The 14,771-nt window shown below is 71.8% G+C and carries 14 protein-coding genes; 4 read left to right on the top strand and 10 right to left on the bottom strand.

Annotated elements, in window-relative coordinates; translation table 11 throughout:
* Positions 1-28: 28 nt before the first annotated feature.
* Complete coding sequence (locus OG798_RS45065; protein WP_328758933.1) at positions 29-1,537, top strand: DMT family transporter; 1,509 nt, start codon at positions 29-31, stop codon at positions 1,535-1,537.
* Here the strand turns inward: OG798_RS45065 and OG798_RS45060 are convergent.
* The gene (locus OG798_RS45060) at positions 1,527-2,741 is read right to left on the bottom strand and encodes a transglycosylase family protein (RefSeq protein WP_121414152.1); all 1,215 of its coding nucleotides are present in this window, start codon (positions 2,739-2,741) and stop codon (positions 1,527-1,529) included. The two genes, OG798_RS45065 and OG798_RS45060, sit on opposite strands and share 11 nt — an antisense overlap.
* A 272-nt stretch (positions 2,742-3,013) precedes the next feature.
* Here OG798_RS45060 and gndA point away from each other — a divergent pair, with 272 nt between their 5' ends.
* Both gndA and OG798_RS45050 read left to right on the top strand, forming a co-directional pair.
* On the top strand, positions 3,014-4,453 hold the full coding sequence (gene gndA / locus OG798_RS45055) for an NADP-dependent phosphogluconate dehydrogenase (RefSeq protein ID WP_097223861.1): 1,440 nt from the start codon (positions 3,014-3,016) through the stop codon (positions 4,451-4,453).
* Between the two features lie 137 nt (positions 4,454-4,590).
* Positions 4,591-4,749, top strand: a complete 159-nt coding sequence (locus OG798_RS45050; protein WP_179436351.1) for a hypothetical protein — start codon at positions 4,591-4,593, stop codon at positions 4,747-4,749.
* A 288-nt stretch (positions 4,750-5,037) separates the two neighbouring features.
* Here OG798_RS45050 and OG798_RS45045 read toward each other — a convergent pair whose 3' ends face one another.
* The 9 genes from OG798_RS45045 to OG798_RS45005 form a co-directional block, all read right to left on the bottom strand.
* Positions 5,038-5,685, bottom strand: coding sequence for an aspartate/glutamate racemase family protein (locus tag OG798_RS45045; protein ID WP_121414154.1), 648 nt, complete (start codon positions 5,683-5,685; stop codon positions 5,038-5,040).
* Positions 5,685-6,029 (bottom strand): GNAT family N-acetyltransferase, encoded by a 345-nt coding sequence (locus OG798_RS45040; protein ID WP_323138775.1) that lies wholly within the window; start codon positions 6,027-6,029, stop codon positions 5,685-5,687. Before OG798_RS45040 ends, OG798_RS45045 begins: the two co-directional genes overlap by 1 nt.
* Before the next feature lie 60 nt (positions 6,030-6,089).
* Complete coding sequence (panD, locus tag OG798_RS45035) at positions 6,090-6,509, bottom strand: aspartate 1-decarboxylase (RefSeq protein WP_097223864.1); 420 nt, start codon at positions 6,507-6,509, stop codon at positions 6,090-6,092.
* Positions 6,510-6,753: 244 nt separating this feature from the next.
* Complete coding sequence (locus OG798_RS45030) at positions 6,754-7,902, bottom strand: vWA domain-containing protein (protein WP_097223865.1); 1,149 nt, start codon at positions 7,900-7,902, stop codon at positions 6,754-6,756.
* Entirely contained in the window at positions 7,895-8,803 is a 909-nt protein-coding gene (locus OG798_RS45025; RefSeq protein WP_328758932.1) for an AAA family ATPase, read from the bottom strand. The genes OG798_RS45030 and OG798_RS45025 overlap by 8 nt, the downstream gene beginning before the upstream one ends.
* The gene (locus OG798_RS45020) at positions 8,796-9,722 is read right to left on the bottom strand and encodes an XdhC family protein (RefSeq protein WP_328758931.1); all 927 of its coding nucleotides are present in this window, start codon (positions 9,720-9,722) and stop codon (positions 8,796-8,798) included. The genes OG798_RS45025 and OG798_RS45020 overlap by 8 nt, the downstream gene beginning before the upstream one ends.
* A gap of 10 nt (positions 9,723-9,732) precedes the next feature.
* Entirely contained in the window at positions 9,733-12,105 is a 2,373-nt protein-coding gene (locus tag OG798_RS45015; protein WP_328758929.1) for an aerobic carbon-monoxide dehydrogenase large subunit, read from the bottom strand.
* Positions 12,102-12,629, bottom strand: a complete 528-nt coding sequence (locus OG798_RS45010) for a (2Fe-2S)-binding protein (RefSeq protein WP_120986376.1) — start codon at positions 12,627-12,629, stop codon at positions 12,102-12,104. The genes OG798_RS45015 and OG798_RS45010 overlap by 4 nt, the downstream gene beginning before the upstream one ends.
* Before the next feature lies 1 nt (position 12,630).
* On the bottom strand, positions 12,631-13,503 hold the full coding sequence (locus OG798_RS45005; protein ID WP_095851243.1) for an FAD binding domain-containing protein: 873 nt from the start codon (positions 13,501-13,503) through the stop codon (positions 12,631-12,633).
* Between the two features lie 116 nt (positions 13,504-13,619).
* Between OG798_RS45005 and OG798_RS45000 the strand changes: the two genes are divergently transcribed.
* Positions 13,620-14,576 carry a LysR family transcriptional regulator gene (locus OG798_RS45000; RefSeq protein ID WP_095851244.1) on the top strand — a complete coding sequence of 319 codons (957 nt, stop codon included), beginning with the start codon at positions 13,620-13,622 and terminating at the stop codon, positions 14,574-14,576.
* Positions 14,577-14,771: the final 195 nt, after the last annotated feature.

The following is a 14,771-nucleotide window of genomic DNA, read 5'->3' as shown; positions in this document are numbered from 1 at the left end:
GCCCCCGCCGCACGCAGAGGAGGGACTCATGAGCGCGCTCGCGCTGTCCGTCCTGCTCTCGTTCGTCTCCGCCGTCGCGTACGCGGGCGGCGCGATCGTCCAGGAGCAGGTCGCACTGACCTCTCCCGACCAGACGTACGCGCCGTTGCGCCGCCCCGGCTGGTGGGCGGCGGTCGCCCTGAGCGGCGTCGGCGGGGTGCTGCACGTGGTGGCGCTCGCCTATGGCCCGCTGAGCCTGGTGCAGCCGCTGGGCGCGCTGACCATCGTGTTCGCGCTCCCCATGGCGGCCGTCTTCGTCGGCCGCAAGGCCGGGGCGACCGCGTGGCGTGGCGCGATCATGGCCACGGTGGGCCTCGCGGTCCTGCTCGCGCTGGTCGGCTCGGCCGACTCGCAGTCCCTGAGTGACACCCAGATCTCGGTGCTGGCCGTGGTGTCGGGCGGCGCGGTCGCGGCCTTCATGGTGGCGGGCCGCGCCGCGCACCGGCACCCGGCCGTGCGCAGCGTGATGCTCGCGGTGGGGTCCGGCATAGCCTTCAGCATGTCCTCGGTGTTCACCAAGACCGTCGCGGTGGACTGGTCGCACCAGGTCTCGCTCTCCGACCTGCCGAGCCTCGTCCTCATAGGTGTCTTCGCGACGGCCGGCATGCTGCTGTCGCAGGCCTCCTACCGGGGCGGCGGTCTCGCGGCGCCGCTGGCCACGCTGACGGTCGTCAACCCCGTCGTGGCGGCCGCCGTCGGCATCACGATGTTCGGCGAGACCTTCCGCTACGGCGAGACGGGCACCGTGCTCGCGCTGGCCTGCGGAGTCGTCGCGGCGGGCGGTCTGATCCTGCTCACGACCGAGCAGATCGGCAGCGCCCGGAACACCGCGGAGGTCGCCGCACCCGCCGCCGCGGAGACCGAGCCCGCGCCGGAAGGGGCCACGCCTGACTCCGCGTTGGAGGCGCTGCTGCTCGCGGCGCTGCCCGAGCAGTCCACGGGACCGGGCCACGAGAACGAGCCGACCACGGGCCGCGGCCGCGGGGAGGCGTTCGACGCGGGGCTCGGAGAGCCGTTCGACACCGGGTTCGGAGACAAATTCGACGTGAGGCTCGGAAGCGGACTCGGGGCCGGGCTCGGGAACGGACTCGGGGCCGGGCTCGGGCACGGATTCGGCGCCGGACTCGGAAGCGGACTCGGCGCGGGGCTCGGGGAGGCGTTCGACGCCGGACTCGGGAACGGACTCGGCGCCGGACTCGGAAGCGGACTCGGCGCGGGGCTCGGGGAGGCGTTCGACGCCGGGCTCGGGGCCGGACTCGGGGAAGGATTCGGCGCCGGGCTCGGGGACGGGTTCGGCGTGGACCGTGGTGAGGACCTCTTCGTACCGGCTCCGGCGATGGTGGGGGCCGCGGAGAGCGCGCCCGACCCGGCCGACTCAGCCGAGTCGTCCGAGGAGGACGCGCCGCCCGCGCTGGCCTATTTCGGCCCCCTGTGCGGGCCCTACGTAGTGGCGACGCCTCTGCTGGACCACCACCACCGCACACGCGTCAAATCCTGACGCCGCCCGCCCTCAGATAGGCGACCGGGTCGACGTCCGTGCCGAAACCGGGCCCCGTCCGCACCTCGAAGTGCAGATGCGGGCCCGTACTGTTGCCCGTGGACCCGGAGCGGCCGATGCGCTGGCCGCCCACCACGCTCTGCCCGTCCTTCACCGAGATCGCCGACAGATGGGCGTACTGGGTGTAGCGGCCGTCGGCGTGCCGGATCACCACCTGGTAGCCGAACGAGCCGCCCCAGCCCGCGCTGACGACCTGGCCCGCGGCGACCGCCTTCACGGAGGTGCCGGTGGGCACCGGGAAGTCGACGCCCGTGTGGTAGCCCTTCGACCAGGAGGCACCGGCGGCGCGGTAGGGCGTGCCGGTCGCGGCGTGCACGGGGGCGACGAGCGTGTCGGTCTTCTTGGCGGTGTCCGAGGACGTCTTGTGCGAGGAGGTCTTGTGCGGGGACGTCTTGTGCGTGGACGGCTTGTCGGGGGTCTTCTGCTTCTTCGACGCGGACGAGGGAGTGCTCTCGGTGTGCGCCGGGGTCTGGCCCTTGCCCCGCAGGTTCAGCCGCTGGCCCGGGAGGATCAGGTCCGGGTCGGAGCCGACGGTGCTGCGGTTCGCGTCGTACAACCGCTGCCAACCGCCCTGGACGTGGCGGGAACCCGCGATGCCGGAGAGCGTGTCGCCGTGGACGACGGTGTACATCTCGGCGGTGCCGGCCCGCGACTGGGGTGTGGTCTGCGGCTGGACGTCGCGCACGGAGCGCTTGGTGGTCTGGGGCGAGGTACCGGACCTGGTGCCGGTCCGCTCGGCGGCCGGGGTGATGTCGGGGGTGTCCCCGCCCCGGGTGAGACCGGCGCGCACCGAGCAGACCGGCCAGGCACCGGGGCCCTGGCCCTTCAGCACCTTCTCGGCGATGGCGATCTGCTGGTCCTTGGTGGCCTGATCCGCGCGTGGGGCGTAGACCTGCCCCCCGTACGCCTCCCAGGTGGACTGGGTGAACTGCAGTCCGCCGTAGTAGCCGTTGCCGGTGTTGATGCTCCAGTTGTCGGTGGACTCGCAGGCGGCGACCTTGTTCCAGGTGTCCACGTCGGCCGCGTGTGCGACGCCGGTGCCGATCAGCGGGAGTGCCATTCCGGCGCCGCCCGCCGTGACGGTGAGTGAGGCGCGGTTGATCCTGTTCGGCTGATACCGGCGGTGCCGGCCGCGTACGGCCATGTGGGAGCCCCCTCGACATGCGTCAGGAGCGGCAAAAGTAAGCGCTGCGAACAGGCCATGACAAGAGCGCAATCGGCCGTGCTGTGCGCCCCGGGCGCCGCTCCCTCGCCCGGGGAGACAGCGGGTCGTTCTTCTGCGTACACGTCTCCGACGCGTCAGGATGGCCGGAGGAGTACCGACGAACAGGAACGACAGGATCACCGACAGCGGCGATACCGACTCATACCGACCAATACCAGGACCTCTTACCGGATCTCTTAGGAGCCAACCGTATGAGCAACTCAGCCCAGATCGGCGTCACGGGTCTCGCGGTCATGGGGCGCAATCTCGCCCGTAACTTCGCCCGCAACGGCTACACGGTCGCCTTGCACAACAGGACCTCGGCCCGGACGCACGCGCTGGTGGAGGAATTCGGCCACGAGGGCGACTTCGTGGCGACGGAGACCGCGAAAGAGTTCGTCGAGGCACTGGAGCGCCCGCGACGTCTGATGATCATGGTGAAGGCCGGTGAGCCGACCGACGCGGTGATCCAGGAGTTCGCCCCGCTCCTTGAGCCCGGCGACATGATCATCGACGGTGGCAACGCGCACTTCGAGGACACCCGGCGCCGGGAGCACGACCTGCGGGGCCAGGGCATCCACTTCGTCGGCACGGGCGTGTCCGGCGGCGAGGAGGGCGCGCTGAACGGTCCGAGCATCATGCCGGGCGGCTCGAAGGAGTCGTACGCGTCGCTCGGTCCGATGCTGGAGAAGATCTCCGCGAAGGCGCCGGACGGCTCTCCCTGTGTGACCCACTGCGGTCCCGACGGCGCCGGGCACTTCGTGAAGATGGTGCACAACGGCATCGAGTACGCCGACATGCAGCTGATCGGCGAGGCCTACCAGCTGCTGCGCGATGTCGCCGGGTACTCCCCCGCGCAGATCGCCGACATCTTCCGCACCTGGAACACCGGCCGGCTCGACTCCTACCTGATCGAGATCACGGCGGAGGTCCTGTCGCACGTGGACGCGGCGACGGGCAAGCCGTTCGTGGACGTGGTCCAGGACCGCGCGGAGCAGAAGGGCACGGGCCGCTGGACCGTGCAGATCGCGCTGGACCTGGGCGTTCCGGTGTCCGGCATCGCGGAGGCGGTCTTCGCCCGCTCACTGTCCGGGCACGCCGACCTGCGCGCCGCATCCCGGGAGCTCGCGGGCCCCAAGGCGAAGCCGCTCGGGGAGTCCGAGGCGGGGGCTTTCGCGGACCGGGTGGAGCAGGCGCTGTACGCGTCGAAGATCGTGTCGTACACGCAGGGCTTCCACGAGATCAGTGCGGGCAGCGACCAGTACGACTGGGACATCGACCTCGGTGCCATCTCCGCGATCTGGCGCGGCGGCTGCATCATCCGGGCGGCGTTCCTGGACCGGATCCGCGCCGCGTACGACGCCCGGCCCGATCTGCCGAGCTTGCTGTCCGACGAGACGTTCGCGCAGGAGATCGCGGCCGCGCAGGACGACTGGCGTGAGGTCCTGGTGGCCGCCACCCGCCAGGGCGTGCCCGCACCCGGTTTCTCCGCGGCCCTCGCCTACTACGACGCGCTGCGCGCCGACCGGCTGCCCGCCGCCCTGACGCAGGGGCAGCGGGACTTCTTCGGGGCGCACACCTACCGGCGCGTCGACCGGGAGGGCTCGTTCCACACGCTGTGGGGCGGCGACCGGTCGGAGGTCGAGGCCTAGGCAGACGTAGGGGTACCAGGCGTACGGGTACACGGCGTACGGCCGCGCCACCGAGGCCGTCACATCCTGGAACCCGGGACGTGACGGCCTCTGTCGTTCACCCGTTCACCCGTTCACTCATTCACCCGGCTGTTCGCGTGAGCGGGGGTCCCGGTTCGGGGTTCGGTACCGGCTCGGGGCCCGGCGGCACCGGGCCCGGGCTGGGCGGCACCGGGCCGGGGCTCGGCGGGGTCGGCTCGGGCCCCGGCGGCTTCGGCACCGGGGTCGGCGGAGGGGTGGGCTTCGGTGGGGGGTGAGGGCCCGGATCCGGGGTCGGGTCAGGGAAGGGGTGAGGCTCCGGGAAGGGCTGCGGACGGTCGGGGCCCGGCCCGGGCGTGGGACCCGGTTGCACAGGATCGGGGTTCGGATGCGTCATGGTGTCCTCCAGCCAGTCGATACGTCAGCCCTGGACTTGTCCCACGCGTACCCGGCCACCGCTCCCCCAGTCACCCCGTCGCGCAGGGCGTGCGGACCAGTTGGACCAGACGGACCCGGCCGTTGCACCGGTGGCGCGCCCGCCCATGGGGCATCTACCCGTGGAGCGTCTACGCGTGGCGCACCGCGTCCGCGCCGGCCGCGAGCCCCGGGCGGGGGCTGGACAGTACCGGGACCGCGGTCGTGGTCAGCCGCTGGGCCGGGGTCATGGACGCCTGGGCGAGGACGATCGCGTCGGCGTCGATGACCGAGTCGGCGGCCGTCGCCACACTGCGGACGTACCCCTCGATGTCGCCCGCCTCGAAACGGGCCCAGGCCCCGTCGACCAGCAGCGTACGGACCCGTACGGAGCGCCCGGAGGCGCGGGCCTCCTCCTCGACGAGGGCGACCGTCGGCTCCAAGGTGCTCTCCGACGTCGCGACGACCACCACACGGGGGCCCGCGGCGACCGCGGCGGCGGCCATCGGACGGTCCACCCGGAGCACGGGCACCCCGGCGCCCGCCTCCTCGGCGACGGCGCCGATCGTCGAGCAGGTGCACAGCACGGCACGCGCCCCGTCGGCCACGGCTCGGTCGAGGGCCGCCCGCACCTCGTCGGCCACCGCGGCCGGGCCCTCGCGCCGGGCCCGGGCCAACAGTTCCTCGTCCACCATGTGCCGCAGCTCCAGCCCCTGGTGGTCCTCGTCGCGCAGCGCGTCGAAGACGGGGATGTGCAGGGGCGAGGTGTGCAGCAGGGCGAGCGGACCCGATCGGTTCATCAGAAGCGCCCGGGATGTGTCTCGAGCCACTCCGTCGCCGCCCCGAGCAGCTCCGGGTCGGCCGCCGGAGCCTCCTCGGGGTGGCGCGCCGCCCACTTCACGACGTACGGGCACAAGGGCGCGACCACGATGCCCTCGCGCGCGGCGATGCCGTACAGCTCACGGGCGAGGGAGCCCGCGATGCCCTTCCCCTCGTGCTCGGGTTCCACGATGGTGTGCACGGGGACGAGGGCGCGCGCGGGGGCCTCGAGGACGAAGTACTCGATGTGGCCGACCACTTCGTCCCCGGCGATCGCCTCGAGGCGGCCACCCGCACGGTCGTCGCGGATCTCTATGTCGCTCACGGGCAACTCCTCACGTCCTCGGGTCATCTGCTTGGTCAGCCGCTGCCCCGGGCCCGGGGTTCAGACGGTGACCGCCTGCGGGCTGCGCTCCTGGTCCGAGCCCGGCACCGGTTCGGACGGATCGGCACCGAGGGCCACGATCCGGTTGTCGTGGTCCACGTGCACGACCCTCGGCCGCAGTGCCCGCGCCTCGGCGTCGGAGACCTGAGCGTAACTGATGATGATCACCAGATCTCCGGGATGCACGAGATGGGCCGCCGCCCCGTTGATCCCGACGACCCCGGAACCGCGCTCGCCCTCGATGACGTACGTCTCCAGGCGGGCGCCGTTGGTGATGTCGACGATGTGCACGAGCTCACCCGGCAGCAGATCCGCGGCATCGAGCAGATCGGCGTCGATCGTGACGGATCCGACGTAGTGCAGGTCGGCCTGGGTGACGGTGGCACGGTGGATCTTGGACTTGAACATGGTGCGCAGCATTTGGGTGCTCCTGCTGTTCGGCTCCCTGCCTGCTTGTGCAGGTCAAGGGCGTTTTTCACTCTACAACGGCCGGCTTCCCACTGATTTCCCGCCCGCTGTTCAGGTATCGACACCGACCGATTACTGCTCCGCTCCGCCCTCGGCGTCGACAGGCGGAACCAGGGTACGGAACGGCACTCGGGACCGCACTGAGAGCCCCGTCACTGAGCATGAACTGACGAAGGTTCAGAGGGCGGCGCCTGGGTCATCGGCGGCGGCGCGGGGCGGACAGCACAGCGGTGAAGTCGCCCAGGGCCGCGAGGTTGTGGGCGCTGACGACGGCGTCGCAGTAGGGCAGTGCCGCGGCCATGCCGGCCACGAGCGGACGGTAGCGCGGGCTCGCCGTGCGCGGGTTGACCCATACGACGCGGTAGGCGACCCGGGACAGACGTGCCATCTGGGTGGCGAGGTCGGCGGGCGCTCCGGTGTCCCAGCCGTCGGAGATGAGAACGACCACGGCGCCGTGCGCCATGCCGGGCCGGCCGAACCGCTCGTTGAACTCCGCCAGGCACTCCGCTATCCGGGTGCCTCCGGACCAGTCCGGGGCCGCCCGGCCCGCCCGTGCCAGGGCGTCGTCCGGGCCGGCCCGCCGGAGGACGGGTGTGAGGCGTGTGAGGCGGGTGGCGAAGGTGAAGACCTCGGCGTGAGTGGCGCGGGCGGCACAGTAGAGCAGTTGGAGCATCGCTCGGGCATAGGGCTCCATCGATCCGGAGATGTCGCAGAGCACGATGAGGTCGCGGGGGCGGGCACGAGGCACGAAGCGGCGTAGCCGCAGCGGGTATCCGCCGGTGCGCCGGCTGACGGAGAGGGTGCGGCGCACGTCGATGCGCGCACCGTGGTGCGCGGTGCGGCGCCGGCGGGACGGCCGGGTCGGGGTGCGAAGCACCATCGTGCGCATCACTTCGGAGAGCCGCGCCAGTTCCCCGGCGGACAGCTCCGCGAAGTCGCGGCCGGCGAGACGGTCGAGCGGACTGGCCGCGAGGGGTACGGGAGCCTCCCGCGGCTGTGCGTCGGCCTCCCGGCCGCGTCCGTCCCCGGTGGCCTTCCGAGTGCCGGGGACGCGGCCGGGAACGGTGTCCCTGAGCGATCGGGCCGGGTCGCCGGGTTGCCCGCGTTGCGCTTCGCGGTCGGCCGGGCCGCCGAAGACCTCACGGAAGACCGTGTCGAACGGTTCGATCTGCTCGGGGTCGGACACCAGGGTGGCGAGCGCGCAGTGCCGCAGCTCGCGCGTCGTCGACGGTGCCAGCAGGGTGAGCGCCCGAGCGAAGCTCCGGGTACGGTCGGGGCCCACCGCGATCCCCGCGCCGTGCAGGGCGGCGGTGAACGAGGCGGCCAGTTCCGGCAGGTCAGGCATCGGACCCGGCCTCGGCGTCGACCAGCTCCGCCAATCCGGCCCGGCGCACGGCCTCCAGGTCCTCGGCGTACTTGAGGACCGCCCCCAGGGTGCGGTCGGCGGCGTCGGCGTCGAGAACGGAGAGCCCCAGCGCGTGCAGCGCGCCGGCCCAGTCGATCGCCTCGGCGATGCCGGGCGGCTTGGTGAGCTCCTGCCGGGCACGCAGGCGCGCCACCCCGCGCGCCACGTTCGTGGCCAGCCACTGGGCCGACTCCGGCACCCGTCTGCGGATGATCGCGGCGACCCGTGCGGTGTCCGGGTAGTCGATCCAGTGGTAGAGGCAGCGGCGTTTGAGCGCGTCGTGCAGATCCCGGGTGCGGTTGGACGTCAGTACGGCCACCGGCGGTACCGCGGCCGTCCGGGTGCCGAGTTCGGGGATGGTGACCGCGGCGTCTGCGAGCAGTTCCAGCAGGAACGCCTCGAACTCGTCGTCGGCGCGGTCCACTTCGTCGATGAGCAGCACCGCCGGCCGCGGTCCCGGGTGGCAGATCGCGGCGAGCAGCGGCCGTGGCAGCAGGTAGTCCTCGGCGAACAGGTCGGCGTCCCGCAGGGGCTCCCCGCGGGACTCGGCCAGCCGGATGGCCAGCAGTTGCCGTGGATAGTTCCACTCGTAGAGGGCCTCGGCCGAGGACAGTCCCTCATAGCACTGCAGCCGGATCAGCGGCGTGTCGAGCACGGCGGCGAGGGCACGGGCCGCCTCGGTCTTGCCGACGCCGGGCTCGCCCTCCAGCAGGATCGGCTGCCGCATGCGCACGGCCAGCAGCAGCGCCGTGGCCAGGGCGTCGTCGGCCAGGTAGCCGACGGCGTCCAGACGCGAGCGCAGGGCGGCGACATCGGGTACGAGGGCGTCGACGTCAGGCATGCGCGTACCGGGAGGGGTCGTCGGCGAAGGCGTGCTGGCACCCCGGCCCGCAGAAGTACACCCTGCCGGCGGCCCGGTCGAGTGAGAGGGTGGCGGGCGTGATCGCCACGGTCATGCCGCACACGGGATCCACGTTCTCGGTCACGGCCTGCGGCGCGGCGGATCCGGCTGCGGGGCGTGCGGCTCGGGCCACCTGCGGCCGCAGTGCGATGATCTCGGCGTACACCGACAGCGCGATCTCCGCCGGGGTCCGCGCGCCGATGTCCAGGCCTGCCGGGGTGTGGACGTGCGTGCGCTGTTCCTCGCCGAGATCCAGCCCGGCGAGTACCGCCGCGCCACGCTTCGGGCTGGCCACCAGCCCGATGTACGGGACCTTGGATCGTGCGGCCTCGATCAGTATCTTCTCCTCGTCGCGGCCGTGCGTGGCGATGACGACGACGTCCAGATCGGGCGGCAGCGGCTCCCCGGGCGAGGCCGGGCGGGCGTCGAGGCCGAGCACACGACCGACGTCGAGCAGGGCGCGGGCGATGGGGGCGTGACCGTAGACGTAGGCCAACGCCGGGGGGAGGTTGGCCTCCAGGAAGATGTCGAGCGTGCCGCCCGACAGGCAGGGGTTGGCCACCGTGACCAGACCTTCGGCAGGATCCCGCGCGCCTTCGGTGCCGGTGTCCGCGGCGGGCGTGATCCTCAGCAGCAGCGACTCTCCGGTCTCCAGCACCCGCAGGCCCTGCAGTTGCACCGTCGTCTCGGCGCATGTGCCGCCCACGAAGCCCTCGACGGTGCCGTCGGGCAGCACCAGCGCGCTGTCCCCGGGCCTGGCGCTCGTGGGCCGTTCCGTGTGGACGACGGTGGCCAGGACGAACGGGGTACGGCCGTGCCGGAGCACGTCCGCGCGGGTCAGCAGTTCGGTGTTCGTCATCGCCGGCACCTCAGGTGATCGCCAGGTCGGTGCGCAGCGGCCGGCCCTGGGCGGCCCGCCACACCGCGGCGGGCGTCAGCGGCATGTCGACATGGCGTACGCCGAGCGGCTTCAGCGCGTCGACCACGGCGTTGACCACCGCGGCAGGTGAGCCCACCGTGGCGGACTCGCCGACGCCCTTGGCTCCGATGGGGTGATGCGGAGAGGGGGTGACGGTCTCCCCGAGCTCCCAGGACGGGCACTCGACCGAGGTGGGCAGGAGGTAGTCCATGAACGACCCGCCGAGACAGTTGCCGTCCTCGTCGAAGGCGATCACCTGCATCAGCGCCATGCCGACGCCGTCGGCGAGTCCGCCGTGCACCTGCCCCTCGACGATCATGGGGTTGATCCGGTTGCCGCAGTCGTCCACGGCGATGAACCGGCGGACCTTCACCTGGCCGGTGTCCGCGTCCACGTCGGTGACGCAGATGTACGCGCCGAAGGGGAAGGTGAGGTTCGGCGGGTTGTAGACGCAGGTCGCGTCCAGCTGGCCCTCGACACCCTCCGGGAGTTCCAGGTTGGAGTGCGCGGCGAGCGCGATCTCGGTCATGGTCCTGCCCTGGTCGGGGTCGCCCGTGACGAACCAGCGGCCCTTCTCCCACTCCAGGTCGTCCGGGCTCACTTCGAGCATCGCGGAGGCGACGATCTTCGCGCGTTCGCGCACTTTGCGGGCGACCATCGCGGCCGCGGCTCCGGACACCGGTGTCGAGCGGGATCCGTAGGTGCCGAGCCCGAACGGGGTCTGGTCGGTGTCGCCGTGCACCACCTCGACGTCGTCGGGCGGGATGCCCAGTTCCTCGGCGACGATCTGCGCGAACGTGGTCTCGTGGCCCTGCCCCTGGGTCTGTACGGAGATCCGCAGGACGGCCTTGCCGGTCGGGTGAACGCGCAGTTCGGCGCCGTCGGCCATGCCCAGTCCGAGGATGTCCATGTGCTTGCGGGGGCCCGCGCCGACGGCCTCGGTGAAGAAGCTGACCCCGATGCCCATCAGCTCGCCGCGCTCGCGTTTTTCGGCCTGCTCCCGGCGCAGGTCCTCGTAGTGCGCGATGTCCATGGCCAGCCGCAGGGCGCGCGGGTAGTCGCCGGAGTCGTACTCCCACCCCGTCTGCGTCTTGTACGGGAACTGCCCGGGCCGCAGCAGGTTGCGCATCCGCAGCTCGGCCGGGTCCGTGCCGAGCCTGTCGGCGAGCAGGTCGACCATCCGCTCGACCAGGTACACGGCCTCGGTGACGCGGAACGAGCAGGCGTAGGCGACGCCGCCGGGGGCCTTGTCGGTGTAGACGCCGGTCACGGTGCAGTGTGCGGCGGCCAGGTCGTACGAGCCGGTGAAGACGCCGAAGAAGCCGGCCGGGAACTGCGTCGGCTGTGCGGTGGCGTTGAACGCGCCGTGATCGGCGATCACATGGACGCGCAGGCCCAGGATCTTCCCCTCCTTCGTCGCCGCGATCTCGCCGTGCATGTGGTAGTCGCGGGCGAAGGACGTGCTCATCAGGTTCTCCGAGCGGTCCTCCACCCATTTCACCGGCTTGCCGGTGACGATCGAGCCGACGACCGCGCACACGTAACCGGGGTAGATGCCGACCTTGTTGCCGAAGCCGCCCCCGATGTCCGGGGAGATGATCCGGATCTTGTGCTCCGGGATGCCGGCCACCATCGCGTAGATCGTGCGGTGGGCGTGCGGCGCTTGGGTGGTGGACCACACCGTCAGCTTCCCGGTGATGGCGTCCATGTCCGCCACGGTGCCGCAGGTCTCCAGCGGCGCCGGGTGCACCCGCGGATAGAGCATGTCCTGCTCCACCACGACGTCGGCAGCCGCGAAGACCGCGTCGGTGCGCTCCTTGTCGCCCGCCGACCAGTCGAAGATGTGGTTGTCGCTCTGATGCTCCTTGTCGTCGCGGATCACCGGCGCGTCCGGGTCGAGCGCCCGGCGGGCATCGACGACCGGCGGCAGCGGTTCGTACTCCACGTCGATCAGCTCGAGGGCGTCCCGGGCGGCGTAGCGGTCCTCGGCGACGACGAAGGCGACCTCCTGGCCCTGGAAGCGCACCTTGTCGGTGGCGAGCACCGCCTGCGTGTCGTACGAGAGCGTGGGCATCCAGGCCAGCCCGAGACCGGCCAGGGTCTCCCCGGTGATCACGGCCTTGACCTTCGGGTGTGCCTCGGCGGCGCTGGTGTCGACGGACACGATCCGGGCGTGTGCCAGTGGGCTGCGCAGGATCGCGCCGTACAGCATCCCGGGCAGCCGTACGTCGTCGACGTAGGTCCCGTGGCCGCGGACGAACCGCGCGTCCTCCTTGCGGGGCATCCGTCCGAAGCCGACCGGCCGTTCCTCGGTGGTCGTCATGCCCGCACCTCCTCGCGGCCGGGCGCCGGCTCGGTGTCCGCGGCTGCGTCCGCGGTCTGCGCCCCACCGCCGTGCTCGGCGGCCCAGCGGATGGAGCGCACGATGTTCTCGTAACCGGTGCAGCGGCACATCTGTCCGGAGATGGCCTCGCGGATGTCCTCCTCCGACGGATCCGCGTCGTGGTCGAGCAGCCAGCGTGCCGTCAACATCATCCCCGGCGTGCAGAAGCCGCACTGCAGCCCGTGGCAGGCGATGAATCCCTGTTGCACCGGGTCGAGTTCGGCCCCGTGCGCCAGGCCCTCGACGGTCCGCACCTCGTGGCCGTCGGCCATCACCGCGAGTACGGTGCAGGACTTGACCGGCGTCGCGTCCAGCCAGACGGTGCACACCCCGCAGTTGGAGGTGTCGCAGCCCCAGTGGGTGCCGGTGAGTCCGAGTTCGTCGCGCAGGAAGTGCACGAGCAGCAGCCTGGGTTCCACGTCCCTCGTGTGCTGCTCGCCGTTCACGGTCACCGTGATCCGCATGTCACGCCTCCTGCCCCTGGGCACGCGCGGCGGCGGCGCGCAGCGCCCGCGTGGTGAGCTCCCCGGCCAGATGCCGCTTGTAGTCGACCGGGCCGCGCTGGTCGGCCGTCGGCCTGCACTCCTGCGCGGCGATCCGGCCCGCCTCGGCGAAGCCCTCGTCGTCCGGCCGTCCGCCGCGCAGGAAGTCCTCCGCCTGCTCGGCCACGAACCGTCGGGCACCCACCGCGGTCAGTCCGATCCCCGCCTCGGTGATGACGCCGTCGGAGATCTCCAGCACCGCTCCCGCGGCGACGACCGCCCAGTCGCCCACCCTTCGCTCGACCTTGCGGTAGGCGCTGGCGTGCGAACGGATGGGCACTCGGATCTCCACCAAGAGCTCCGCTTCGTTCAGCGCGGTCTCGTACGGCCCGAGGAAGAACTCCCTGATCCCGATGGTGCGCCTGCCTCCCGGGCCCTGGGCGACCAGGGTCGCCCGCAGGGCTGAGAACGCGGCGGACAGGTCCTCCGACGGATCGGCCTGGCACAGCGAGCCGCCCACGGTGCCCCGGTTGCGGACGAGCGGATCGGCGATGACCCGTTCCGCGTCCCTCAGGATGGGGAAGTGTTCGCCGACAACCGGCGAGGCCAGCAGCTCCGCGTGGCGGACCATCGCTCCTACGGCCAGGTCGTGCCCGTCCACCCGGATCAACGCCAGCTCGCCGAGGTCGTTGATGTCGATCAGGGCTTCGGGCTGGGCCAGCCGCAGCTTCATCATCGGCAGCAGACTGTGTCCGCCCGCCACTACCCGGGCCTCGGGGCCGTAGCGCGTGAGCAGCTCGATCGCCTGCTCGAGGCTGGTGGCCCTCTCGTACTGGAATGCGGCCGGAACCTGCATCGGGCCCTCCTCACACGCTGTGCCCGTTGCTGCATCGATGCTGCGCTCTTCCACACCGGTCACGCAATGGGTGTATAAGCATTCACTTATCGCCCTAAACGCGAGAAAATCGGATAGTGACCGTTACGCAGCTCAGTACCTTCGTGCTGGTTGCCCGGCTCGGTTCGGTGGGCGCCGCGGCGCGGACTCTGAACGTGAGCGAGTCCGCGGTGTCACAGGCGCTCGCCGCGCTGCGCACCCACTTCGGCGATCCACTCATCCGGCGCACCGGCGGTGGTGGGATGCGTCTGACGCCCGCCGGGGCGCGGCTGCTGCCGGTCGCGTCGCGGATGGTCGCACTGAGCGCTGAAGCCGAGGCTGCGGTGCGGGCGGCCCGGGGTGCGCCCGACGAACTGCGGGTCGTCGCCACGAGCGCGCTGGCCGAGTTCGTGCTCCCGTCGCTCGTGGAGGCCTTCGCCTGTCGCTCGGGGCGCAGGACCGAGACCTCGTTCGGGGTGGCCGCCGGCAACGAGATACGTGTGCTGGTGGAGAACCGGCTGGCCGACGTCGCGCTCGGGCCGTGTCTTGGCGCCGCCCGCAGGGGCGAACTGGTCTGCGAGCCGCTGTTCCGCACCCGGTTGGTCGTGGTGATCGGCGCCGGGTCGCCGCGGCCGCCCGGTCCGCCGCCGCGGTGGTCGTGGCTGGTCGATTCCTCCGGAACCGATCCGGACGCGGACTCCGGGCGGCTGCTGCGTCGGCTCGGAGTGGCCGAGGGACACGTGCGGGTGTTCCCCAACCAGGCCGCGACCTGGGCGGCCGCCGCCGAGGGCGCGGGGGTGGCACCGGCGTTGGCTCATCTGGTGTCGCCCCGCATCCGGCGTGACGAGCTGCGCATACTGGAGACCCCTGCCACGCCGTCGGACGCCACGTGGCACGCCACCGTCCTGCAGCCCGAGCATCGTTCCCCGGCCACCGACGCGTTCCTGCACTTCCTGCACACGCCCGCAGCGACCCGCATCATGCGCGCGCCCGGCACCGGCGTCCCACCCTCCCGGTTCCGGCCCCCGGTGTACGTCACCCTCTGGGGCACGTGAGAGAGCAGGCTGGCACAGCCGCAGTCCTTGAAGAAGGACGCCATGCCGCGGGCGGGCTGTCGGGCCGTCTGTCGAAAGCAGGCGGGGACACCGCTGCGACGCATGCCGCCCTCTTGCTGGCCCGAACGGGCACCGTCATGCCCCTGACCTGCGCAAACGTCCGAATACTAGATCTTGGACTTGAATACGGTACGA

This window comes from Streptomyces sp. NBC_00271 (assembly GCF_036178845.1).
GTDB lineage: Bacteria > Actinomycetota > Actinomycetes > Streptomycetales > Streptomycetaceae > Streptomyces.
This window is presented reverse-complemented; position numbering and strand designations above follow the sequence as displayed.

Coding starts and splice junctions, on each gene's coding strand:
- OG798_RS45065 (WP_328758933.1), top strand. CDS start 29: ATGAGCGCGCTCGCGCTGTCCGTCCTGCTCTCGTTCGTCTCCGCCGTC.
- OG798_RS45060 (WP_121414152.1), bottom strand. CDS start 2,741: ATGGCCGTACGCGGCCGGCACCGCCGGTATCAGCCGAACAGGATCAAC.
- gndA (WP_097223861.1), top strand. CDS start 3,014: ATGAGCAACTCAGCCCAGATCGGCGTCACGGGTCTCGCGGTCATGGGG.
- OG798_RS45045 (WP_121414154.1), bottom strand. CDS start 5,685: ATGAACCGATCGGGTCCGCTCGCCCTGCTGCACACCTCGCCCCTGCAC.
- panD (WP_097223864.1), bottom strand. CDS start 6,509: ATGCTGCGCACCATGTTCAAGTCCAAGATCCACCGTGCCACCGTCACC.
- OG798_RS45030 (WP_097223865.1), bottom strand. CDS start 7,902: ATGCCTGACCTGCCGGAACTGGCCGCCTCGTTCACCGCCGCCCTGCAC.
- OG798_RS45025 (WP_328758932.1), bottom strand. CDS start 8,803: ATGCCTGACGTCGACGCCCTCGTACCCGATGTCGCCGCCCTGCGCTCG.
- OG798_RS45020 (WP_328758931.1), bottom strand. CDS start 9,722: ATGACGAACACCGAACTGCTGACCCGCGCGGACGTGCTCCGGCACGGC.
- OG798_RS45015 (WP_328758929.1), bottom strand. CDS start 12,105: ATGACGACCACCGAGGAACGGCCGGTCGGCTTCGGACGGATGCCCCGC.
- OG798_RS45010 (WP_120986376.1), bottom strand. CDS start 12,629: ATGCGGATCACGGTGACCGTGAACGGCGAGCAGCACACGAGGGACGTG.
- OG798_RS45005 (WP_095851243.1), bottom strand. CDS start 13,503: ATGCAGGTTCCGGCCGCATTCCAGTACGAGAGGGCCACCAGCCTCGAG.